At 70.9% G+C, this 21,312-nt stretch carries 21 protein-coding genes; 13 read left to right on the top strand and 8 right to left on the bottom strand.

Annotation, left to right across the window (positions count from 1 at the left end; all coding sequences use genetic code 11):
• Window positions 1–272, top strand: a 272-nt coding sequence (locus DEJ21_RS18465) for a hypothetical protein (protein ID WP_220036556.1), incomplete at its 5' end; no start/stop codon positions are given.
• Window positions 273–360: 88 nt separating this feature from the next.
• Entirely contained in the window at window positions 361–756 is a 396-nt protein-coding gene (locus DEJ21_RS05280) for a hypothetical protein (protein WP_111024640.1), read from the top strand.
• A gap of 124 nt (window positions 757–880) precedes the next feature.
• On the opposite strand, the gene DEJ21_RS05275 is transcribed toward DEJ21_RS05280, so the two are convergent.
• From DEJ21_RS05275 to DEJ21_RS05265, 3 genes are all read right to left on the bottom strand, one after another.
• Window positions 881–2,278, bottom strand: a complete 1,398-nt coding sequence (locus DEJ21_RS05275) for an FAD-binding oxidoreductase (RefSeq protein ID WP_111223921.1) — start codon at window positions 2,276–2,278, stop codon at window positions 881–883.
• A gap of 61 nt (window positions 2,279–2,339) precedes the next feature.
• Complete coding sequence (locus tag DEJ21_RS05270) at window positions 2,340–2,564, bottom strand: VOC family protein (RefSeq protein ID WP_111223920.1); 225 nt, start codon at window positions 2,562–2,564, stop codon at window positions 2,340–2,342.
• Window positions 2,565–2,698: 134 nt separating this feature from the next.
• Window positions 2,699–3,574 carry a DUF808 family protein gene (locus DEJ21_RS05265; RefSeq protein ID WP_111223919.1) on the bottom strand — a complete coding sequence of 292 codons (876 nt, stop codon included), beginning with the start codon at window positions 3,572–3,574 and terminating at the stop codon, window positions 2,699–2,701.
• A 94-nt stretch (window positions 3,575–3,668) separates the two neighbouring features.
• On the opposite strand from DEJ21_RS05265, the gene DEJ21_RS05260 reads away from it, so the two are divergent.
• Entirely contained in the window at window positions 3,669–3,938 is a 270-nt protein-coding gene (locus DEJ21_RS05260) for a hypothetical protein (protein WP_071245932.1), read from the top strand.
• Between the two features lie 19 nt (window positions 3,939–3,957).
• On the opposite strand, the gene DEJ21_RS05255 is transcribed toward DEJ21_RS05260, so the two are convergent.
• Both DEJ21_RS05255 and DEJ21_RS05250 read right to left on the bottom strand, forming a co-directional pair.
• The gene (locus DEJ21_RS05255) at window positions 3,958–4,368 is read right to left on the bottom strand and encodes a VOC family protein (protein WP_071405184.1); all 411 of its coding nucleotides are present in this window, start codon (window positions 4,366–4,368) and stop codon (window positions 3,958–3,960) included.
• A gap of 48 nt (window positions 4,369–4,416) precedes the next feature.
• Window positions 4,417–4,995, bottom strand: a complete 579-nt coding sequence (locus DEJ21_RS05250; protein WP_111223918.1) for a TetR family transcriptional regulator — start codon at window positions 4,993–4,995, stop codon at window positions 4,417–4,419.
• Window positions 4,996–5,063: 68 nt separating this feature from the next.
• Between DEJ21_RS05250 and DEJ21_RS05245 the strand changes: the two genes are divergently transcribed.
• The 3 genes from DEJ21_RS05245 to DEJ21_RS05235 all read left to right on the top strand — a co-directional run bounded on the left by DEJ21_RS05245 (window position 5,064) and on the right by DEJ21_RS05235 (window position 6,922).
• On the top strand, window positions 5,064–5,825 hold the full coding sequence (locus DEJ21_RS05245) for an SDR family NAD(P)-dependent oxidoreductase (RefSeq protein WP_111223917.1): 762 nt from the start codon (window positions 5,064–5,066) through the stop codon (window positions 5,823–5,825).
• Window positions 5,826–5,897: 72 nt separating this feature from the next.
• Window positions 5,898–6,503 carry a nucleotidyltransferase domain-containing protein gene (locus tag DEJ21_RS05240; protein WP_111223916.1) on the top strand — a complete coding sequence of 202 codons (606 nt, stop codon included), beginning with the start codon at window positions 5,898–5,900 and terminating at the stop codon, window positions 6,501–6,503.
• Window positions 6,500–6,922 (top strand): hypothetical protein, encoded by a 423-nt coding sequence (locus tag DEJ21_RS05235; RefSeq protein ID WP_111223915.1) that lies wholly within the window; start codon window positions 6,500–6,502, stop codon window positions 6,920–6,922. Before DEJ21_RS05240 ends, DEJ21_RS05235 begins: the two co-directional genes overlap by 4 nt.
• 311 nt (window positions 6,923–7,233) lie before the next feature.
• Here the strand turns inward: DEJ21_RS05235 and DEJ21_RS05230 are convergent, their stop codons facing one another.
• Together DEJ21_RS05230 and DEJ21_RS05225 are read right to left on the bottom strand one after the other, a co-directional pair.
• Entirely contained in the window at window positions 7,234–7,821 is a 588-nt protein-coding gene (locus DEJ21_RS05230; RefSeq protein ID WP_111223914.1) for a TetR/AcrR family transcriptional regulator, read from the bottom strand.
• Window positions 7,822–7,897: 76 nt separating this feature from the next.
• Window positions 7,898–10,072: an MDR family MFS transporter gene (locus DEJ21_RS05225; RefSeq protein ID WP_111223913.1), complete on the bottom strand. Its 2,175-nt coding sequence runs from the start codon at window positions 10,070–10,072 to the stop codon at window positions 7,898–7,900.
• 96 nt (window positions 10,073–10,168) lie between these two features.
• On the opposite strand from DEJ21_RS05225, the gene DEJ21_RS18130 reads away from it, so the two are divergent.
• From DEJ21_RS18130 to DEJ21_RS05210, 3 genes are all read left to right on the top strand, one after another.
• The gene (locus tag DEJ21_RS18130; RefSeq protein WP_163343313.1) at window positions 10,169–10,633 is read left to right on the top strand and encodes a MarR family winged helix-turn-helix transcriptional regulator; all 465 of its coding nucleotides are present in this window, start codon (window positions 10,169–10,171) and stop codon (window positions 10,631–10,633) included.
• A gap of 91 nt (window positions 10,634–10,724) precedes the next feature.
• On the top strand, window positions 10,725–12,533 hold the full coding sequence (locus DEJ21_RS05215; RefSeq protein ID WP_111223912.1) for a DEAD/DEAH box helicase: 1,809 nt from the start codon (window positions 10,725–10,727) through the stop codon (window positions 12,531–12,533).
• Between the two features lie 218 nt (window positions 12,534–12,751).
• Window positions 12,752–14,086, top strand: coding sequence for a fibronectin type III domain-containing protein (locus DEJ21_RS05210; protein WP_181435785.1), 1,335 nt, complete (start codon window positions 12,752–12,754; stop codon window positions 14,084–14,086).
• An 88-nt stretch (window positions 14,087–14,174) separates the two neighbouring features.
• Here DEJ21_RS05210 and DEJ21_RS05205 read toward each other — a convergent pair whose 3' ends face one another.
• A complete protein-coding gene (locus DEJ21_RS05205; protein ID WP_258374883.1) occupies window positions 14,175–15,098 on the bottom strand; it encodes an NAD-dependent epimerase/dehydratase family protein in 924 nt (307 codons plus the stop codon).
• A gap of 140 nt (window positions 15,099–15,238) precedes the next feature.
• Here DEJ21_RS05205 and DEJ21_RS05200 point away from each other — a divergent pair, with 140 nt between their 5' ends.
• From DEJ21_RS05200 to opgC, 4 genes are all read left to right on the top strand, one after another.
• Window positions 15,239–16,024, top strand: a complete 786-nt coding sequence (locus DEJ21_RS05200) for a TetR/AcrR family transcriptional regulator (protein WP_111223909.1) — start codon at window positions 15,239–15,241, stop codon at window positions 16,022–16,024.
• 191 nt (window positions 16,025–16,215) lie between these two features.
• A complete protein-coding gene (locus tag DEJ21_RS05195; protein ID WP_244993381.1) occupies window positions 16,216–18,288 on the top strand; it encodes a glycosyltransferase in 2,073 nt (690 codons plus the stop codon).
• Entirely contained in the window at window positions 18,285–18,695 is a 411-nt protein-coding gene (locus DEJ21_RS05190) for an ATP-binding protein (RefSeq protein WP_111223908.1), read from the top strand. Before DEJ21_RS05195 ends, DEJ21_RS05190 begins: the two co-directional genes overlap by 4 nt.
• A complete protein-coding gene (gene opgC / locus DEJ21_RS05185) occupies window positions 18,692–21,181 on the top strand; it encodes an OpgC domain-containing protein (RefSeq protein ID WP_258374882.1) in 2,490 nt (829 codons plus the stop codon). Before DEJ21_RS05190 ends, opgC begins: the two co-directional genes overlap by 4 nt.
• Window positions 21,182–21,312: the final 131 nt, after the last annotated feature.

The following is a 21,312-nucleotide window of genomic DNA, read 5'->3' as shown; positions in this document are numbered from 1 at the left end:
GAGGAGATCCCGAACGCGGCACCGCCGAGGACGAGGGCGCCGGTCGTGGCGAGGGTGATGGAGGTCTTGAGGCTCTTACGCATCGTGATCAGTCCTTTGCTGTTGTCGCGCTCGGCGCGGTTGCTGTGTGCGCGCCGAACACACCCTTGGTGGGGTGGAGAACCAGCGATGTGCGGCTGGTGAGCGCTCCGGGTGTTTCCCGGTCGTTGCAGGTGATTCGGCACCCTGCGGCGAAGGGTTTGGACGGATCTGCTGTCGTTACCGCTCTGTGACCTTCGGGCTCATCCGGACAGCGCTCACGCCTCCAAGTACGTTCGCTGTGAGGCCGCTGAACGCGGTCCATCGAGAAAGGCACTCCCCATGGCATCGACGTCCAGTCGTCCCACGTCCGTCACCGTCGCGTTCGTCATCTGGCTGGTGGTGGTCCTGGCGAACATCCTGCAGGGCATCATCAACCTCACGTCGGGCTCCTCCGCCGACGTCGCTGACAGTGTCGGCACCGCCCCGCTCGTCGGCGGCGCGATCTTCGCGTTCATCCTCGCCGTGATCGAGCTCATCATCGTCTTCAAGATGCGCGACGGCCGCAACTGGGCCCGCATCGTGCTGACGGTCCTCGCGGTCCTGCAGCTCATCGGTGTCGGCGTCGGCGCGGCCTCGGGTGGCAACGCCTTCGGCTGGATCGGTGGCGTCGCGGTGCTCATCGCGACGATCCTGATGTACGTCGGTGGCGCGAACGGGTACTTCCGTCGCCACTGAGCGAGCGAGCGTGCGTGCGCGGGCGCTCCTGCGTGACGCACACCGGTCGCTGAACGCGACCACCTGACGGACGGGAGGCCCGGTGCCAGCTGGCACCGGGCCTCCCGTCCGTCGTCCGCTCCGGTCAGAACGCCTTGCCCGGGTTCAGGGTCCCCTCCGGGTCGAGCGCGTCCTTGACGGAGCGGTGCATCGCGAGCACGCGGTCGCCGAGCTCGACGCGCAGGCCCGGCAGCTTGAGTAGCCCGACGCCGTGCTCACCGGTCACGGTCCCGCCGAGCGCCAGGCAGTCCGCCACGATCTGGTCGAACGCGGTCTTCGCGCGGGCCTTCGCGGCGTCGTCACCCTCGGGCGCGATGATCAGCGGGTGCAGGTTGCCGTCGCCGGCGTGCGCGATGTTGGCGATCGTGACGTCCTGCGCGTCCGCGGTCACCTGGATCCGCCGGAGCATCTCGGGCACCGCGCTCCGCGGCACGCAGATGTCCTCGGTCAGCACCGGACCGAGCCGTTCGAGCGCCGGGTAGGCGAGTCGGCGGGCCTGGAACAGCCGGTCGATGTCCAGGGGATCGGTGGCCCGCTCGACGTCCGTCCCACCGGCCTCGGCGAAGACGTCCGCGACGTGGTCGGCGATCTCGTCACCGGCCGCACCGCGCTCGTCGACCCGGGCGAGCAGCAGGGTGTCGACGTCCGCCGGCAGCCCGAGGTGCATCCAGTCGTCGACGGCTCGCAGGCAGGTGCGGTCGACGATCTCGAGTGCCGCGGGGATGATGCCCGCGCGCGAGATCGCGGCCACGGCGTCGCCCGCGGCGGTCAGCGAGGGGAAGTACCCGATCACCGCCCGTTCGTCACGGCCGGCCAGGGGGAGCAGCTGCACGGTGACCGACACGACGATGCCGAGCGTGCCCTCGGAACCGACCATCAGCCCCGTGAGGTCGTACCCGGCGACGCCCTTCGCCGTCCGGCGGCCGAGCTCCACGACCGACCCGTCGGCAAGCACGACGGTCATGCCGAGCACGTAGTCGCGGGTGACCCCGTACTTGACGCAGCAGATGCCGCCGGCGTTCGTCGCGACGTTGCCGCCGATCGTCGAGATCGCCGAGCTCGCGGGGTCCGGCGGGTACCAGAGGCCGTGCTCGGCGACCGCGGCGCGGAGTGCGTCGTTGATGACGCCGGGTTCGGTGACCGCGTAGCGCTCGTCGGTGTTCACCTCGAGCACCCGGTCCATCCGCTCGAGCGACACGACGATCGAGTCGGCCATCGCGTTGGCGCCGCCGGACAGGCCGGTGCCGGCACCGCGGGGGACGACCCGGAGACCGGCGGCGGCTGCCCAGCGGACGGCGGTGACGACGTCGTCGGTGCTGCGTGCCAGGACCACGGCGAGCGGTGCCGTGGAGTCGGCCCACTCGGCGTCGTCGTGGCGGTAGCGCTCGAGCGACTCCGGGTCACGGAGCACCTGGTCGGACCCCAGCAGGTGTTCGAGGGCGGTGGCGTCGGCTGCGGTGGCGGATGCGGCGGTGACGGTCATGCGGGGTGGGGGTCCTTCCGTGGCGCGGCGGTGCGGTTCGGGTCCGTCGACGATACGCCGGTCAGTCCAGGCAGAACTCGTTGCCCTCGACGTCCTGCATGACGATGCACGACTCGTTCACCTGGTCCGCGGTCATGCGACGGACCTGGGTGGCGCCGAGTCCGACCAGTCGGGCGCGCTCGGCGTCGAGGGCCGTGAGCCGTTCGGCGCCGACCATGCCGGTTCCGACCCGGACGTCCTGCTCGGCACAGTCGAACGTCACCTGGACCTGTCGCACCGTTGCCATGGCGCCGAGGATACGACGATGCACGACCGGCGTCCGCTGAGCGCGGCCGCACCGTCAGCGGTGGGCGCACGGTGCGCCGGACGGGAGGCGCGGTGCCAGGCCGCCACGGGCCTCCCGTCCGTCGCGCAGCCGCGTCAGTGCTGCCCGCCGCGCAGGCGGCCGACGCCCAGCACGATGCCGACCACGACCATGCCCAGCGCGAGGCCGGCCACGGCCGACACGGCGGTGTCGGCGATCCAGACGACGACGGGGCCTGCGGCCTCGAGCGCGTGTTCGATCACGTGCAGCAGGTCGTACGGCCCGTGCCAGACGGTCTCGGCGAGGTTCGCGATGACCAGGTGTCCACCCACCCAGAGCATCGCGACCGTGCCGATGACGCTGATGACCCGGAAGACCATCGGCATCGCACGGACGATGCGGGCACCGATCCGGCGGGTGCGGCGGACCGAGTTCTTCATCATCTGCAGGCCGATGTCGTCGACCTTCACGAGCAGTGCCACGGCGCCGTAGACGACGGCCGTCATGACCAGACCGATCACGATCAGGGCGCCGAGCGTCGGCCAGAGCCCCAGTTCGGGGTCGAGGCCCGCCAGTGCGATGAGCATGATCTCGGTGCTCAGGATGAGGTCGGTGCGGATGGCGCCGAAGACGAGCTTCGGTTCGGTGACGGCCTCGTCGGACCCGCCCTCGTGGTGGACACCGAACCACTCGGTGACCTTCTCGGCGCCCTCGAAGCACAGGTACGTGCCGCCCAGCAGCAGCAGCCACGGCAGCACCCCGGGTGCGAACGCCGTGAGCAGCAACGCCAGCGGGATGATGATGATGAACTTGTTGAACAGGCTGCCGAGGGCGATGCGCCCGACGACGGGGAGTTCACGAGCGGGCTCGAGGCCCTGCACGTACTGGGGCGTGACGGCGGCGTCGTCGATGACGACCCCGGCGGTCTTCGCGCTGGCCTTGAGGGCTGCGGAGAGGATGTCGTCCACCACGGCGAGCAATCCGACTGACAATTCGTTCTCCACTCGTCTGACCTGTGACCGTGCACAGCGTAGTGGCCGCGGAGCATCCTGAACGCCAGCCGCGGGGCGTCCGTAGGCTCGCGGCATGGCTGACTTCACCGCATCCCAGGCCGCCGTCGTCCGGATCGAGCGTTCGGAGCAGGGGCGCTGGGACCTCTCCGTCATCAGCGACGCCGGTGTCGCGATGGGGCACGGGGTGTACCTGTTCGACGCGGACCACGACGACGCCGAGGACGAGCAGGCCGCGGCCCTCGACTTCGTGCGCGACTACGGGTTCCGGTTCGAGCGCGACGCGGTGCAGGCCGACGGTCCCGACGCCTTCTGGGCACCGCTGCTGCCGTCCGACCAGCAGTAGGCGCTGCAGCGCGCGGGACTCAGCGCGCGGAGTCCTCGAACCCGATCAGCCAGGTGACCCCGTGCGCGTCGCGGACGGTGCCGTCCCAATCGCCCCACGGGCGCTGCTGCAGTGGGTCGATCACTGTGCCGCCCTCGGCGAGCTGGTCGAACCACCGACGCAGGACGTCCGGTTCCGCGGCGCCGAGCAGTGAGAAGAGCAGCCCGGTCGCCGAGAACGGGGTGTCGCCCTCGCTCGCGTCCGCGGCGAACAGCTGCAGCTCGCCGGTGAGCTGGCCGTGCGCGACGGCGTCGGCCGGGCCGTCCGTGCGGGAGAAGTCCGCGTAGGTCGCGATCTGCACCTCGCCGCCGAACACCCGCTGCCAGTGCTCGAGGGCCTGCCTGGCGGTGCCGGCGAACTGGAAGTACGGCGCGGGTCCGGTCGTGTGCATGCCCGGCAAGGTACTCCGGGGTGCGGCGTGCGGGAACCCCGGGGCTCGTCAGTCGAGCAGCGCCAGTGCGCGCTCCAGGACGTCCTCCGGTCGTCCGTCGCCGTGCAGTGCCCACCAGGTCAGTGCGGCGCTCGCGGCGGCGGCCAGCGTGTGGGCGCGCACGGCGACGGCGAGGTCGTCGGCGGTGACCCCGTCCCGCTCGGCCACGTACCGCAGGATCTCGTCGGTCAGGGCCGTGACCGTGGCGGCGCCGACGTGCTCGAGCGACGGGTTCGCGCGGATGACCCGGAGTCGGTGTCGGGTGACCTCGACCGCGTTGTCCGGGAACGTCGCACCGATCCGGTAGGCGGCCCGGAGCGCCACCGCCGAGGGCTCGTCGGCCGGCCGTGACCGCAGGGCCTCGCGGAACCGTGCGGCGAACTCGTCGAGACCGCCCCACACCAGCGCCGCCTTGCTCGGGAACAGCCGGAAGAGGGACCGACGGCTCACCCCGGCCGCTGCAGCGACGTCGTCCATCGACACCGCGTCGAAGCCCTGGTCGTCGAACAGCCGGAGTGCGACGAGGGACACGGCGTCGGGGTCGATGGTGCGCGGGCGCCCCGTCGGACGGTCGTTCGTCGAGCGCATGGAGACCTTTCGGCACTGAGTGCTATAACCGGTGTGGCGCAGCGAGCGCCTCTCATCGAGGAGACCACATGACCGACACCACCACCGCCGGACGGTTCACCGGCAGGACCATCATCGTCACCGGAGCGGGTTCCGGCATCGGACGCGCCACGGCGACGCGCATCGCGAACGAGGGCGGGCGCGTCATCGCGACCGACGTCGTGGCCGAGCGGCTCGACGCACTCCGCACGGAGCTCGAGGGCTTCGCCGTGGAGACCGTCGTCGGTGACGTCGCCGCGAGCGAGACCATCGACGCACTCATCGCCGCCGCCGGCGACCGGGTGGACGGGCTCGCCAACGTCGCCGGCATCATGGACGCGTTCCTGCCGCCGGACGAGGTCGACGACGCCACCTGGGAGCGTGTCTTCAGCGTCAACGTCACCGGCCCGATGCGCCTGACCCGCGCGGTGCTGCCGCTCATGATCGCCGCCGGCAAGGGCTCGGTCGTGAACGTCGCGTCCGAGGCCGCGTTGAAGGCCTCGGCCGCCGGTGCTGCCTACACCTCGTCGAAGCACGCCATCGCCGGGTACACCAAGAGCGTCGCGTTCTTCCACGGGCCGCAGGGCATCCGGGCGAACGCCGTGGCGCCGGGTGCGGTCGCCACGAACATCGAGGCGCCGATGCGCAGTGAGTACGCGGCCCGCCGGGTCGGTCCGATCATGCAGACCACCATCCCGCCGGTCGCCCAGCCCGAGCAGCTCGCCGCCGCCATCACCTGGCTGCTGAGCGACGACTCGGCGAACGTCAACGGTTCGGTGCTGCCGAGCGACGGTGGCTGGTCCGTCGTCTGACGGATTTGCTCAGATACGAGTAGAAATCTACCTGGAGTGGTAGATTTCTACTCGATCTGATCGGACATCTCCATGCAGTTGCAATCTCCCCTCGCGACGGTCACCACCTCCGTGGACGGCGATGTCCTCGCGGTGTTGGCACTGGCCCCCGGACCCCTGACGATCGCGGGAATCTGCAGCCTGGTACCCGACCGGTCGTACGCCGGGGTCCGGAACAGTGCGGATCGGCTGGTCGAGCAGGGTCTCGTCGACGGGCACCGGACCGGACGGACGAAGTCCTTCACCCTGAACCGAGAGCACCTCGCCGCCGATGCGGTCACCGCCCTGGCCGACCTCCAGCGTGCCCTGCTCGAACGACTCCGCTCCGTCTGTCGGCCGATCCCCCTCCGGTACGCCGCACTCTTCGGATCCGGGGCCCGCGGTGTGATGCGCCCGGACAGCGATCTCGATCTCTGCTTCGTCGTCACTCGCGGCCGACGCCCGGACGCCGAGGACCAGATCCACGCGTTGTGCCGCGCAGCTGGTCGTTGGACCGGCAACGCCGTGCGGCCGGTCGTCTTCGACGAGGACGAGATCGAGGGCACGGATCCGCTCCTCGCGTCGGTTGCTCGGGACGGGATTCCCATCGCAGGTGATGCTCGATGGCTGTCCCGGAAGCTCCGTGCGCTGACCGGATGACCCCGCGAACCGGCACCACCGCCCCGGGTGACGAGTCGTTCCGACGGGGCCGGCTCGCCAAGGCGACGGAGTTCCTCGACGCCGCTGACGTCCTCCGTGCGTTCGGTGGTGACGGAGGGGTGCTCAGCGCCGGGTCGCAGTTCGCGAACGCGTTCGTCAAACAGTGCGTCCTCAGCGGCATCGCCGCGGCTGACGCGATCTGCGTGGCTCGGACCGGCAACTACTCGCGATCGGGAGCGCACCACGAGGCGGTGCCCGTGCTCCGCCCAGCTGCCGGGCCGGCGGTCGCGAAGCACCTCGAGGTGCTGTTGGCGGTGAAGACCAAGGCCGAGTACAACGCGAGGTCGGTCAGCGACGGTGACATCGTGCGCGCCGGCGTAGCCGCTGAGGCACTCGAGGCGGCCGCGCGGTCGGTCTGACGCGCTGGTCGAGCGGGCGACCACGACATCGTCGTGCTGCGCGTGCTCCGGTTCGCCCTCGACCGCTCGCGTGACGCTCTCGTGTGGCACCGGCCGGCGCGGCGGCGTCAGGGCGTCACCACCTGACGGACGGGAGGCCCGTGGCGACGCCGCCACGGGCCTCCCGTCCGCCCTTCGGTCGTATCGACGACGCGCGGTTCCTTCCCAGAGCACGTGCGCTGGAAAGCGGAATCGGGCGTACCTGGCAGGAAGTTCCTGCCCGGTACGCCCGATTCGACCAGGTACGCCCGAAGGGCCTCGCTACCCCCGCCTCAGGAGACGAGCGCCGCCATCTCCCGCACGACGGCACGGAGCCGATCCGCGAGCTCGTCGTTGCTCCGCACGGTCTCGCGGTGCGCCACCTCGCTGAGCGCCGACATCACCAGGGTCACCGCGGTGCGGGCGGTCTGTGCGTCCGTGCGGGTGCCGACGACGCTGAGCAGGGACTGGCGCGACTCGGCCATCCACTGCATCACCATCGACGACATCTCCGGCCGGAGCACGAGCAGCTCCTTCATGCGGCGGCGGTCCTGCGAGAGCGGGACGGTGGCCGCGACCAGGGCACACAGATCGTCGACCAGGGCACCGTCGGCCTCGGCGAACCAGGCCGCGGAATGCTCCGGGACCTCGACGGAGTCGAGCCCGAGCGCCGCGTGCGCCTTCGACGAGAAGTAGTTGAAGAAGGTGCGGGGTGAGACGTCGGCGTCGGCGCAGATCTGCTCGACCGTGACGCCGTCGAGCCCGTGCGCGGACACCAGGGTGAGCGCTGCGTCGTGCAGTGCCTGCCGGGTCTGCTGCTTCTTCCGTTCACGCAGCGTGCACGGCTCCGTTGCCGCAGCCGCTGCCGGGGTGGTGATCACGTGGACTCCTGCTGGGTTGGTGTGTGTGGGAGGGGCGCCCGCCCGGAAAGGGGGCACGGACGGACGCCCCGGTCGGTCACCGACGGTGCGTCGGCGTGGATCCGGTCGATACGGACCCGGTCATGGGTCCGGTGAACGAGCCGGCCTCGGCTGCGGCGGCGCCCGCCTCGGCCTCGAGCTGCGCCTCGGCGGACATGTCGGCCTGCTCCTGCAGTGCGGACCGCTGGCGCAGCGGCGGCACCCGGAAGAACCAGGTCAGCACGAACGCGAGCAGGATGACGCCGAGACCGACCCAGTAGATCGTCACGGACGAGGCGTTGAAGCCCGCCATGAACGGCCGGGTCAGGCGGCTGTCGGCACCGGTCAGGAACGAGGTGTCGTTCGTGCTGGTGGCGCTGTCGCTCGTGGTGTTGCCGTCGTCGATCTTCTTCGCCAGCTCCGGGGTGAGCTCGTCGACCCAGTACGAGCGCTGCGAGGCGTTCGACCAGTCGACGGACACGGTCCCGTCCTGCACGCTGGCGTGCGCCTGGTCGGCGACCTGCTCGAGTGCGGACTGCTCGGCGGCCGGCGTGGCCGCGGCGACCTGCTGGTCGATGACGGTCTGCGCTGCTGCGGCGGGCACGGCACCGGCGGCGACCTGCTGCTGCACGGCCGCGGTGACCTGCTCGGTGACCGCGGCGTCGGCGGCTTGCTTCGCCTTCGCCGAGGCGGCGTCGAGCTGCGACTGCACGGTCTTCGTCAGCGGGGTGACGACGGGCGTCCAGATCTTGTCCATGGCACCCTGGTTCGCCTTCGCGCTGGCGACGGTCGGGTTGAGCGCGGCGTCGAGTGCCGGACCGAGGTCCTTCTCGTTCGCCGTGGCCGTCAGGATGTTCGCCGGCATCACCGAGAACAGGATGGACAGCAGCACCGCGGTGCCGAGCGTGCCACCGATCTGGCGGAAGAACGTGGCGGACGACGTGGCGACGCCCATGTCACGAGCCTCGACGGAGCCCTGCGACGCCAGGGTCAGCGACTGCATGACCGAGCCGAGGCCGAGACCGATGAGGAACATGCCGATCATCAGGAACCAGAGCGGCTTGTCGATCGACATGAACGTCAGGACGACGTAGCCGGCGGAGACGAGCGCGGTGCCGATCACCGGGAAGATCCGGTAGCGGCCGACGCGGGCGACGATCTGACCCGAGGTGATCGAGGCGATCATGAGACCGCCGACCAGGGGCAGCGTCGCGAAGCCGGACTCGGTCGGGGTCAGTCCGACGACGATCTGCAGGTAGAGCGGGATGGTGAGCATCGCGCCGAACATCGCGAAGCCGACCAGGAACCCGATGACGGTCGCCATCGAGAACGTGCCGGAGCGGAACAGCTTGAGCGGGATGATCGCCGCGTCGCCCATCTTCGACTCGATGAGCAGCAGCCCGATCAGGCCGACGACACCGACGACGTAGCAGGCGATGGCGGCGGGGGAGCCCCAGCCCCAGATACGGCCCTGTTCGGCGACGAGCAGGAGCGGCACGAGGGTGACGATGACGGCGGTCGCGCCCCACCAGTCGACCTTCGGCTTCGCGTCGCCGGCACCGTGCACCTTCGGCAGGTGCAGGAACACGATGACCATGAGCAGCGCCGCGACACCGATCGGCACGTTGATCAAGAGCACCCAGCGCCAGCCCGTGATCCACAGGATCTCGGAGGAACCGGCGAGCAGACCCCCGATGAGCGGGCCGATGACGGACGAGATGCCGAACACGGCGAGGAAGTACCCCTGGTACTTGGCGCGCTCACGCGGGGCGAGGATGTCGCCCATGATCGCCAGCGGCAGCGACATCAGCGCACCGGCACCGATGCCCTGCACCGCACGGAAGGCGGCGAGCATGAGCATCGAGGTGGACATCGACGACAGGACGGCCCCGAGGATGAAGACGACGATGCCGAAGATGTACAGGGGGCGGCGGCCGAAGATGTCGGAGAGCTTGCCGTAGATCGGCGTCGCGATCGTCGAGGTGATGAGGTACGCGGTCGTCACCCAGGCCTGCTGGTCGAGCCCGTGCAGGTCGTCGCCGATCGTGCGGATCGCCGTGCCGAACACCGTCTGGCCGAGCGAGGACAGGAACATGCCCGCCATCAGGCCGTAGATCACCAGGAGGATCTGACGGTGGGTCATCAGCGGCTGCTGGCCGGCGCCTCCGGAGGCCGCGGGGGCCTCGGCGGTGTGCCGACCGTGCTGCACCGAGACGGGTGCGGTGGCGGTCATCGAACTCCTTTTTCTGGCTGTGAAACTTTGCAGACCGCGCAACGATACATCTGTTGCTTCCGGCAAGCAACTAAATGTGCCCGCTACGCTGAGCGCGTGACCGACGACCGGCGTGCCGCCGAGCGACTCCTGCGATCCCAGCTCGACCGGCTGTGGGTCCGGCAGACCCTGCGCTCCTCGCTCATCGAGTCCCGGGGCGGCCTCGACCCGACGGCCCGCGTGATCCTGCGCGCCGTCGCCGGGCACGGTCCGGTCCGGGCGACCGCGATCGCCGACGCGACGGGGCTGTCGCGGCCGGTGATCAGCCGCCGGGTCGCCTCGCTGATCGAGGCCGAGCACCTGATCGGGTCGCCCGACCCAGCGGACGGCCGCGCCACGCTCGTCACGCTCGCCCCCGCGGGCCGGCGGCTGCTCGACGAGCTGGACGCCGCCGGCGCCGAGGTGTTCGACGACCTGACGGAGGAGTTCGCCTCGGACGAGCTGCGCTCGCTCGCCGAGATGCTGACGCGACTGAACGACCGGGCGGACGCGGTCCTGGGGATCGGCACCACGCGCTCCTGACGTGACCAACGGGGCGGACGGGAGGCCCGTGGCGGCGCCGCCACGGGCCTCCCGTCCCTGCGGAGCGCGCATTCGAGATACCGTTGGTGGTATGAGCACGGACACCACCCCCACCACTGAGACCCTCGACGACGGGCCCGTGGTGACGTTCGCCGATCTCGGCCTGAGCGACGCTGTGCTCAAGGCCGTCAAGGACATCGGTTACGAGACCCCTTCCGCCATCCAGGAAGCCACCATCCCCACCCTCCTCGCCGGGCGCGACGTCGTCGGCCTGGCACAGACCGGTACCGGCAAGACCGCGGCCTTCGCGCTGCCGATCCTGTCCCGCATGGAGTCCGGCAGCAAGAAGCCCCAGGCGCTCGTGCTGTCCCCGACGCGCGAGCTCGCCCTGCAGGTGTGCGAGGCGTTCGAGCAGTTCGCGTCCCACATGAAGAACGTCCACGTCCTGCCGGTCTACGGCGGCCAGGCGTACGGCGTGCAGCTCTCCGCCCTGCGCCGCGGCGTCGATGTCATCGTCGGCACCCCCGGTCGCATCATGGACCACCTGGCGAAGGGCACGCTCGACCTGTCCGAGCTGAAGTACCTGGTGCTCGACGAGGCCGACGAGATGCTCAAGATGGGCTTCGCCGAGGACGTCGAGACGATCCTCGCCGACACCCCCGACGACAAGCAGGTCGCGCTCTTCTCGGCGACCATGCCCGCGCAGATCCGCCGCATCTCGCAGCAGTACCTGACCGACCCGGCCGAGATCACCGTCAAGACCAAGACGAAGACCGCCGCGAACATCACGCAGCGCTACCTGATGGTCTCGTACCCGCAGAAGGTCGACGCGCTCACCCGCATCCTCGAGGTCGAGGACTTCGAGGGCATGATCATCTTCGTCCGCACCAAGAGCGAGACCGAGACCCTGGCCGAGAAGCTCCGTGCCCGCGGGTACGCCGCCGCCGCGATCAGCGGTGACGTCGCCCAGGCCCAGCGTGAGCGCACGGTCAACCAGCTGAAGTCGGGCAAGCTCGACATCCTGGTCGCCACCGACGTCGCCGCCCGTGGCCTCGACGTCGACCGCATCACGCACGTCGTGAACTTCGACATCCCGGTCGACATCGAGTCCTACGTGCACCGCATCGGTCGTACCGGCCGCGCCGGTCGCTCGGGTGACTCGATCAGCTTCGTCACCCCGCGTGAGCGTCGCCTGCTGTCCGCGATCGAGCGCCACACCAAGCAGCCGCTCACGCAGATGCAGCTGCCGACCATCGACGACGTCAACGAGACGCGCCTGACCCGCTTCGACGACGCCATCACCGCGGCGCTCGAGGACCAGGGCCGGATCGCCGCCTTCCGCGACGTCATCGCGCACTACGTCGAGCACCATGACGTCCCCTCGGACGACGTCGCCGCCGCCCTGGCCGTCGTGGCGCAGGGCGACTCGCCGCTGCTCCTCACCGCAGCCGACGACGCCCTCCGCAGCCAGATGGAGCGCGACGCCCGCCGCAGCGAGCGTGACGAGCGTGGTGCCCGCGACGACCGTGGCGGCCGCAACGACCGCGGCGACCGTGGTGGCGACCGCGACCGTGGTGACCGCGGCGACCGTGGCCCGCGCCGTTCGCAGCCGATGTCCCCGTACCGCATCGAGGTCGGCCGTCGTCACCGCGTCGAGCCGCGCCAGATCGTCGGTGCCCTGGCCAACGAGGGCGGCCTGCGCCGCGACGACTTCGGTGCGATCCAGATCCGTCCGGACTTCTCGATCGTCGAACTGCCGGCCGACATGGACCCCGGTGTGCTCGACCGCCTGACCGACACCCGGATCAGCGGCAAGCTCATCGAGATCCGTGCGGACCGCCGTGGTGGTGGCCGCCGCGACGACCGCGAGGACCGTCCGGAGCGCAAGCCGCGCTACTGAGACGACCCGCGTCCGAGACGCGACCACCTTCTGACGGGAGGCCCGGTGCCAGCTGGCACCGGGCCTCCCGTCCGTCGTCGGTGCGGGTCCAGCCATGCGGCATCTTGCGGTGCGGGGAACCGCAGATCCGACCCGCAGGCGTTCCCCTGGAGTCCGCACGGTGCTGTGATGACCGGAGCCGTGACGCAGGGAGCCGCGGGGAAGGCAGGGGAACCATCGTGTACCGAGCACTCGTCACCGCGGTCGCCGCCGCGGCGCTCGTCTTCGGAGGTGCGGTGCCGGCGACGGCGCACACCTCTCCGTCGGTGCCGGGAGCACCGACCGCCGTCCGCGTCACCGGCGACGCGGACAGTGCCACGCTGACGTGGCGCGGCCCGAAGCACGGCGCGAAGGTGACGGGCTGGAAGGTCGCGGTCGCCGCCGTTGCGAACCGCCACGACCGCCAGGTCGACCGACTCCACCCGCGCGCCCGCTCCGACCGGTTCGACGAGCTCTCGCCCGCGACCACGTACCGCTTCTCGGTGCGTGCCCTCGGCCACCGGGGGACCGGACGCACGATCACGCTGCGCTGGACGTCACCGTCGGTGCCCGAGCCGGAGACGACGCAGTCGCTGTTCGCGCTCGACGACAACGGTGACGTCGTGCGGTTCGCGGACTCCGGCAGCGGTGCGAAGACCGTCGTCGCGAGGGACGTCGAGGGCTTCGCCGCGAACGCCGACGGTGACGTGTTCACCCCGTCGGCGGACGGCACCGAGATCCTGCTGCACCCGGCGGACGGCGGCGGGATCTCGATCATCGCGTCCGGGCTGCACCTGACCCCGGACCTGCGCTCCGACGCCGAGGGCAACCTCTACTGGGTGGACTCGGTGAACGGTGCGGTGCAGAAGCTGCCCGTCGGCACCTCGACCCCGAAGGTCATTCTGGACCTGGGCGGCAAGGCCGTCGGGAGCGATCAGCGTTTCTGGACGGTCACCCCGGACGGCAAGGTCGTCGTGCTCGGCGGAACCGTCAGCCAGCCGTACGTCAAGGGCACCGGCATCGCGCCCCGCACGTTCACCGGGCCGATCGGCACGGTCGTCGGCTACCCCGCCGGCGTGCTCGCCGACTCGCACGGCAACGTCTACGTCGACATCCGATCGACCGGTGGCGCCGGGTCGTGGGTCTGGTACCAGCTCAAGCCCGGGGCGACCCAACTGACGCAGATCGAACCGCGGTACGCGTTCGAGTACGCCGCCGCGAACGCCGACGGCTTCTCGCTCCTGCAGTCGGCGCAGTTCTGCCCCGCCCCGTCGGAGTACCGGCCGGGCGGGTGCACGATCGACCGCGGCATCCCGGACAAGCTCGTGGTGGGCAGCGGCGGCACGTCCACCGTGCCGGTGACCGGGCTGACCGCCGGGTCGCGTGGCGAGCACCTGGGTGCCGTCTCGGCCGACGGGGACTTGTTCGTCTCCATCGACAGCGGCCCCTCGGTCGGGCTGTGGAAGGTCCCCGCTGCGGGTGGAGCTGCGCAGCAGCTCGACGCGGCGCAGTACTCGAGGCTGCTGGTGATCTGACCGGCGGTGCGAGGCGGAAGGGGGTGGGACGCAACGGCGCGTCCCACCCCCTTCCGTGTGTGGCGGCGGCGGTGTCGGCGGCGGTGGTTCAGGCCGCGCCGGCGGCCGTCCGGTGGCACACCTCGTCCCACGGGGTCGGTTCGATGCCGAAGCGCGCCCGGCTCTCGCGGTCGTCGACCACGTACGGCGCGGTCCACTGGTAGGTCAGGTCGGCCAGCTCGCGCAGCATCGGCGACACGAGCCCGCCGACGCGGAACAGGGCCGCGGGCATCCGGCGCACCGGCACCGCGGGCTTCCCCGCCGCCGCGAGGACGTCGGTGAGGGCCTGCCGCTGCGTCCGCGGTGCGTTGCTCGGCACCATCCACGTGCGACCGTGCGCGCCCTGGTCCTCGGCAGCGGCGACGAGGGTGCGGGCGACGTCGAGCACGTCGGTGAAGGTGTGCGGCAGGTCCGTGCGACCGACCATCGACACCGTCCGTCCCCGCAGCGCCGACGGCAGCACGCGGGTGACGTGCCCGTTCGCGCCGATCCCGGGGCCGAGGTAGTCCGAGGCGCGGACCTCGACGGCGCGGACACGGCCGGCGTCGTGCGCGGCGAGGGCATCGGCCCACAGCGTCGCCCGGAGCACCCCCTTGTGGTCTATGGCGGCGTCCGGCAGTCCCTCGTGCATCGGCCCGTCGACCGGGCCGTACGGGTACAGGTTCCCGGTGATGGCGTAGGTCGCCCCAGTGCGTTCGGCGGCGGTGAGCAGTGCTGCTGCGAGCGGGGGCCAGGTGCGCTCCCACTGCGTGTAGTCGCCGGGGTTCGCGCAGTTGTAGAGGGCGGCTGCTCCCTCGGTGGCGCGGGAGAGCACGTCGGTATCGGAGGCGTCGAGCGCGAGGTGCTCGACACCGGCGATGCCCGTGCTGCGACCGGAGCGGGAGACGACGGTGACGCGGTCGCCCCGGACGGTCAACAGCTCCGCGACGTGCCGGCCGACGGGGCCGGCGCCGACGATGAGGTGGTGGGGCATGGTCTCCTGCTTCCTGGTTGATCGCTTGTTGGTCGTTGCGAGAGCACTGCTCTCGAAATCGAGCATGGCGGTTCGTCGACGCGAAAGCAAGAGCAGTGCTCTCCTTTGTGTGCGCTGCTCTCTCGTGCCAGGATCGTCGGATGGCACCCACCGCCCGAGCACTCGCACGGCAGACGGTCACCGCGGACATCCTGGCCGCGGCACGCACCCGCCTGACCGACGAGGGTCCGGCCGCCCTCAGCCTGCGTGCCGTCGCCCGTGACGTCGGCATGGTCTCGTCGGCCGTGTACCGGTACTTCCCGAGCCGCGACGACCTGCTGACGGCCCTGCTCATCACCGACTACGACGAACTCGGCGCCGCGGTCGAGGCCGCCGGTGCCGCGGCCGGACCGGCTCCCGGTGCGCGCTGGGTCGCGATGTGCCGGGCGATCCGCGACTGGTCGATCGCGCACCCGGGGGACTTCGCGCTGCTGTTCGGCTCGCCCGTGCCGGGCTACGCGGCGCCGCGCGAGACCGTCGTGCCCGCGACGCGGACGACGCTGGCACTGGTGCGCGTGGTCGCGGACGCCGTCGGCTCCGGTGCGCCCGGTATGTCCGGTGCGCCCGGTGCGCCTGCTGCGGCGGGTTCGTCCGTCACGTCGACGCCGGGGGCGGCCGGGAGGCCCGGGTCACCCACCGCGCCCACGGCGGCTCCCGGGGTGGCCGGTCCCGCCGTCGCGGACGGGGTCGCCACGCTGCGCTCGTTCGGCATCACCCTGCCCGACGAGGTCCTGGTCCGCACCCTGATGGCCTGGACGACGGTGTTCGGGACGATCTCGTTCGAGCTCTTCGGGCACTTCGTCGGTTCCGTGTCCGACCCGGCCGCCTACTTCGACCAGGTCATCGTGCGCCTGGCGGATGACCTGGGGTTCACCGCCACGTTCTGAGACGCGTGCTGTCCCCAGATCGGGTGCGCAGCCTGACAGAGGCCCCGCCCGTGCGGTAGACAGGTCGTCACGCCGAGGTCGTGCCCGATGACCGGAGCGGACGACCGGCACGGTGCCCTCCGGGGCAGCTGCCGGACGGAACCACACTCGGGCGTGTGCGACGCGGCCGGGGCCCGCGCTGATCAGGAGGCATGCTTGCGACGCAGCACGTGCGGCGGCACGACGGACGGGGCGACCCGGTGACCGCGCTCGACGTCAGCCGACAGGACCGCCGCCGCCTGACCACCGGCACCGCGCGCCGACGCCTGGTGGCCGTGCGGACGGTGGCGCTCCTGGCGTCCCTCGCCGGGGTGAACTACATCGTGTGGCGCTGGGCGGCCTCGGTGAACTGGCACTCGTGGTGGATCGCGGTGCCGCTGATCCTCGCCGAGACCTACAGCGTCATCGACTCCCTGCTCTTCGCCCTCGGGGCCTGGCGGCTCCGGGAGCGCGGCGAACCACCGGCGAAGCCGTCGACCGACGTCACCGTCGACGTCTTCATCACGACCTACAACGAACCGATCGACCTGGTCGAGCGCACCGCCCGGGCGGCCAAGGCGATCACGCACCCGCACACCACCTGGATCCTCGACGACGGCAACCGCCCCGAGATGCGTGCGGCGGCCGAGGCGCTCGGCATCGGCGTCATCACACGCGGTGCCGACTGGGTGGACCGACCCCGGCACGCCAAGGCCGGCAACCTCAACAACGCCCTGCTCGCGACCCAGGGCGAGTTCCTGCTCATCCTCGACGCCGACCAGGTGCCCGACCCGGCGATCCTCGACCGCACGCTCGGGTACTTCAAGGACCCCAAGATGGCGCTCGTGCAGACGCCGCAGTGGTTCGAGAACGTGCCGGACGACGACCCCCTCGGCAGCCAGGCGCCGCTGTTCTACGGTCCGATCCAGCAGTCGAAGGACGGCTGGAACGCCGCGTTCTTCTGCGGGTCGAACGCCATCCTGCGACGCGAAGCGCTCATGCAGCTCGGCATCTCGCGCTACGTGGCCGAGGTCGAGGCGTCCGTGCAGCGCACCCTCGCGACCTCGCGCAAGCTCCTCGCACGCTCCCGCGAGACCGAGACCGACCCGCGCGTGCTCGCGGCCCTCGACGACGCCGAGGCCGTGGTGGACCAGGCGCGCGAACAGGTCCGCGCCGGTGAGCCCCTCGGGGATGTCACCTACGCGTTCCAGCGGGGGATCGACGCCATCGCGTTCCGGTTCGCCGCCGCCGACCTCGAGTCCGTGCGGAACGACCTGCAGGAGCTCGCGGCGATGTCCACCGACGCCAACACCTTCGCCGGTCTCGACGACGCCGCGCTCGACGTGCTCGGTCGGCGTGAGGCCTCGCCGGTCGCCGCCATCGAGTCGATCGCCGTGCTCGCCCGTGCCCTCGACGTGAACCGCGACGACGAGGCGCAGCCGATCATGCCGCTGGCGACGATCTCGGTGACCGAGGACATGGCCACGGCGATGCGCCTGCACGGCCTCGGCTGGAAGTCGGCCTACCACGACGAGATCCTGGCGAAGGGCCTGGCCCCCGAGGACCTGCCGACGATGCTCGTGCAGCGACTCCGCTGGGCGCAGGGCACCATGCAGGTGTTCTTCCGCGAGAACCCCCTGGTGCAGAAGGGGCTGTCGTGGGGGCAGCGGCTCATGTACTTCTCGACAATGTGGAGCTACCTGTCCGGGTTCGCCGCGATCGTCTACATCGCCGCCCCGGTGCTCTGCCTGTCGTTCGGGGTCATCCCCGTGCAGGCCTACAGCGTCGACTTCTTCGCCCGGCTCATCCCGTTCCTGGTGTTCAACCAGCTGCTGTTCTGGGTGGTGGCCGCCGGCAGACCGACCTGGCGCGGGCAGCAGTACTCGCTCGCGCTCTTCCCGGTCTGGATCGAGTCGGTGACCAGCGCGTTCCAGAACGTCTACCGGGGCAGGCCGCTCGGGTTCCGCGTCACCCCCAAGGTGCGCGACGAGACCGAGCAGAAGCCGCGGTGGGACCTGGTCAAGCCGCAGCTGTACGCGATGGGTGCCCTGGTCGCCGCCCTGGTCATGATCGGCATCCGCTACCTGACCGGCCAGGCCGAGGGGATCGCGCCGCTCGTGAACACCGCGTGGGTCGTCTTCGACCTGTTCATCTTCAGCATCGTGATCCGGGCCGTCCGGTACCGGGGCCCGGCCACCCCAGCCCAGTCCGAACACGAGTCGAGCACCGCCGGAGGACCCCTGTGAGCACCGAGACCACGTTCGAGGTCGCTGCGACGCCCGACTCCCTCGACGAGGTGCAGGACCGCTTCGCCGCGTGGTGGGACGGCCTGGGCATCGACGACGTGCGGCTCCGGTTCGCCCTCGAGACCGCGTTGGCCGAGATCGCCGCGAACATCGTCGAGCACACCGTCCGTGCCGACCGGGGGACCGGGCGCCGGTACTCCGTGCACCTCGAGGCCACCGACCGGGCCCTGACCGCGGTGCTGACCGACAACGGGATGCCGGCCGACATCGACCTGAGTGCCGTGACGATGGCGGACGTGGAGCAGGAGAGCGGCCGCGGTCTGGCCCTCGCCATCGCCGCGCTCGACCGCCTCGAGCACCGGCACGAGCCCGGCCACAACGTCTGGACGCTTGCGTGCGACCGGTGAAGCAGCCGGTGGTCCGCGCGGTCGCCCTCCTCGTCACGATCGCCACGCTCCTGCTCGGTGGTGCGCTGCCGGCGTCCGCGGCGTCCGTGCCGAGAGCCGCCGCCGTGCAGCCGTCCGAGGGGTCGACGTGGTTCGGCCCCGACCTCGACTGGGCCAGCGATTCGCCCGAAGGGTACGAGGGCCGGCTCGGTGCGACGCCGTCGATGTACGGGGTCTCCGTCGACTACCCGCTCGACGGCACGGCGAAGCAGGAACTCCTCCGCTCGGCGCGTGCGGCCGCGACCCAGGGCGCGGTGCTCGTCGTGAGCCTCGAACCCGACCGCGAACTGGGGTCGCTCGACACCGCGGACACCCGTGCCGTCAACACCGTGTTCGAGGACCTGCACGACCAGTACGACACCCAGGTGCTCGTCCGGTTCGCACCGCAGATGAACGGCACGTGGGTCCGCTGGGGCCAGCAGCCGACGGAGTTCGTCCGGGCGTTCCGGGCGCTCGGGACGACCGTGCACGCGGGCACATCGGACGCGCTCATGGTCTGGTCGCCCGGGTACGGTGCCGGCTACCCGTTCGGCGAGTCCGCCGGGCGGCTGCGGAACCTGTCCCCGGTCGACGTCGCGAAGGCGGACACGAACGGCGACGGACAGCTCACCGGTGCCGACGACCCGTACGGGCCGTACTGGCCGGGCGCCGAAGCCGTCGACTGGGTCGGGCTCTCGATGTTCTCGTACGGCAAGGGCGACCCGACCGAAGCCGCAGGTCGCGCCGTGCCGCTCACCCGCAGCGGTGAGGTCGAGTCGCGGTTCGACGAGGACTGGGGCTACGACCAGCCCCAGTCGGGCACGTTCTACGACCGGTTCGCGGCGGCCGACGACCGTCCGATGCTGCTCGACACCGGTGCCCTGTACAACCGCGAGCTGCAGGGCGACACCGAGCTCCAGGTCAAGCGGAGCTGGTGGCGGCAGGTGCTCGCCGCCGTGCAGGAGCGTCCGCTGATCCGGGGCATGACCGTGCTCGAGGCGGAGCGACGCGAGCCCGAGGCCGGCAACCGCGTGGCCGACTGGCGGCTCACCGCGGACCCGGACGTCGCGGAGGCCTTCCGCGCCGACCTCGAGCGGTCCGGCGACTTCGCCTTCGGCCCGGTCACCGACCGCGTGACCGTGCAGCAGGGCAACGCCGCGATCTCGCAGGAGTACGAGACCGGCGGCGACCAGATGGCGTGGATCGTCTGGCTGGCCGCCGGCCTGGCGGTCGTGTTCCTGCTGAGCGGGGTGTTCGGACGGCTCCTGCCGAGCTGGCGCTACCCCGACGACGGCAAGCCCGGCCGTGACCTGCGCCTCGACCTGTTCCGCGGGTTCATCATCCTCGCCGTGGTGATCACCCACATCGAGATCGGCGGGCCGTACTCGTACCTCACGCTGCACGCCGTCGGGGCGATCACCGGCGCCGAGATGTTCGTGTTCCTGTCCGGCATGGTCCTCGGCATGACGTACCCGTTCGCCGTGAAGAAGTTCGGCGAGTGGGCGGCGGCCATCGGGGCGTGGAAGCGCGCGCGCAAGCAGTACGTCGTCACGCTCGTGGTGATCCTCGTCGTGTTCGCGCTGAGCTTCGTCCCGTTCCTGAACACCGACGCCATCACCACGTTCACCGACCGCGGCACGGGCACCGGCGGCGTCGAGGCCGAGGGCCGGGTCTACGACCTGTACCCGAACGCGATGCAGCTGCTCGCCTACCCGCCGCCCTGGTACGCGATCCGGCAGTTCCTGCTGCTCGAGATGGGGCCGTGGCCGTTCAACATCATGGGCCTGTTCGTGGTGCTGAGCCTGTTCATCCCCGCGTTGATCTGGGTGATCCGCCGCGGGTTCTGGTGGGTGGTCCTCGCCGCCAGCTGGGCGCTGTACGTGTTCCAGGCGCTCAACCCCGACTTCCGTCCGCTGAACTCCCAGTTCGAGGCGGTGTTCCCCCTGTTCACCTGGCAGGTGGTGTTCACCCACGGGCTCGTGCTCGGGTACTACCGGCGGCAGATCGTCGGCGCGCTCACCGGGCGTCTCGGCAAGGTCCTGGTCGGCATCGCCGTCGGTGGGTACGCGGCGTTCCTGGTCTACGTGTGGGCCGGCGACCACTTCGGGTTCACCCCGGTGCCGTTCCCGTCGACGATGTACGAGTCCCTGTACAACAGGGCGTACCAGCGGGTGGACCTGCAGTGGGGCCGCCTGGTGGACATCGCGTTCTTCGCGGTCGTGTCCTACGCGATCCTCACCGTGTTCTGGAAGCCCATCGCCGCCGCCATCGGCTGGCTCTGGATCCCGCTCGGGCAGGCGAGCCTGTACGTGTTCGTCTGGCAGGTCTTCTTCGCCCTGGCGATCGCGTCGATCCCCGGGGTGCCGTGGGGCGACTTCTGGATCGGGTTCGTGGTGCACACGGCGCTGATCCTGCTGGCCTGGTACATGGTCCGCAAGAAGTTCCTGTTCTCCGTCATCCCGCGCTGACGGCGTGCACGGATGGTGAGCAGGAATGGTCGGGTCCGACGTGCGGACCCGACCATTCCTGCTCACGAAGCGAGGGCAGACGGACGGGAGGCCCGTGGCGGTGTCGCCACGGGCCTCCCGTCCGTCCTGCG

The sequence above is a fragment of the Curtobacterium sp. MCSS17_006 genome, assembly GCF_003234215.1.
Taxonomy (GTDB): domain Bacteria; phylum Actinomycetota; class Actinomycetes; order Actinomycetales; family Microbacteriaceae; genus Curtobacterium; species Curtobacterium flaccumfaciens.
Note: the sequence above shows the minus strand (reverse complement) of the source record. Positions and strands in the feature narration are given on the sequence as shown.

Coding starts and splice junctions, on each gene's coding strand:
- DEJ21_RS05280 (WP_111024640.1), top strand. CDS start 361: ATGGCATCGACGTCCAGTCGTCCCACGTCCGTCACCGTCGCGTTCGTC.
- DEJ21_RS05275 (WP_111223921.1), bottom strand. CDS start 2,278: ATGACCGTCACCGCCGCATCCGCCACCGCAGCCGACGCCACCGCCCTC.
- DEJ21_RS05270 (WP_111223920.1), bottom strand. CDS start 2,564: ATGGCAACGGTGCGACAGGTCCAGGTGACGTTCGACTGTGCCGAGCAG.
- DEJ21_RS05260 (WP_071245932.1), top strand. CDS start 3,669: ATGGCTGACTTCACCGCATCCCAGGCCGCCGTCGTCCGGATCGAGCGT.
- DEJ21_RS05255 (WP_071405184.1), bottom strand. CDS start 4,368: ATGCACACGACCGGACCCGCGCCGTACTTCCAGTTCGCCGGCACCGCC.
- DEJ21_RS05250 (WP_111223918.1), bottom strand. CDS start 4,995: ATGCGCTCGACGAACGACCGTCCGACGGGGCGCCCGCGCACCATCGAC.
- DEJ21_RS05245 (WP_111223917.1), top strand. CDS start 5,064: ATGACCGACACCACCACCGCCGGACGGTTCACCGGCAGGACCATCATC.
- DEJ21_RS05240 (WP_111223916.1), top strand. CDS start 5,898: ATGCAGTTGCAATCTCCCCTCGCGACGGTCACCACCTCCGTGGACGGC.
- DEJ21_RS05235 (WP_111223915.1), top strand. CDS start 6,500: ATGACCCCGCGAACCGGCACCACCGCCCCGGGTGACGAGTCGTTCCGA.
- DEJ21_RS05225 (WP_111223913.1), bottom strand. CDS start 10,072: ATGACCGCCACCGCACCCGTCTCGGTGCAGCACGGTCGGCACACCGCC.
- DEJ21_RS05215 (WP_111223912.1), top strand. CDS start 10,725: ATGAGCACGGACACCACCCCCACCACTGAGACCCTCGACGACGGGCCC.
- DEJ21_RS05205 (WP_258374883.1), bottom strand. CDS start 15,098: ATGCCCCACCACCTCATCGTCGGCGCCGGCCCCGTCGGCCGGCACGTC.
- DEJ21_RS05200 (WP_111223909.1), top strand. CDS start 15,239: ATGGCACCCACCGCCCGAGCACTCGCACGGCAGACGGTCACCGCGGAC.
- DEJ21_RS05195 (WP_244993381.1), top strand. CDS start 16,216: ATGCTTGCGACGCAGCACGTGCGGCGGCACGACGGACGGGGCGACCCG.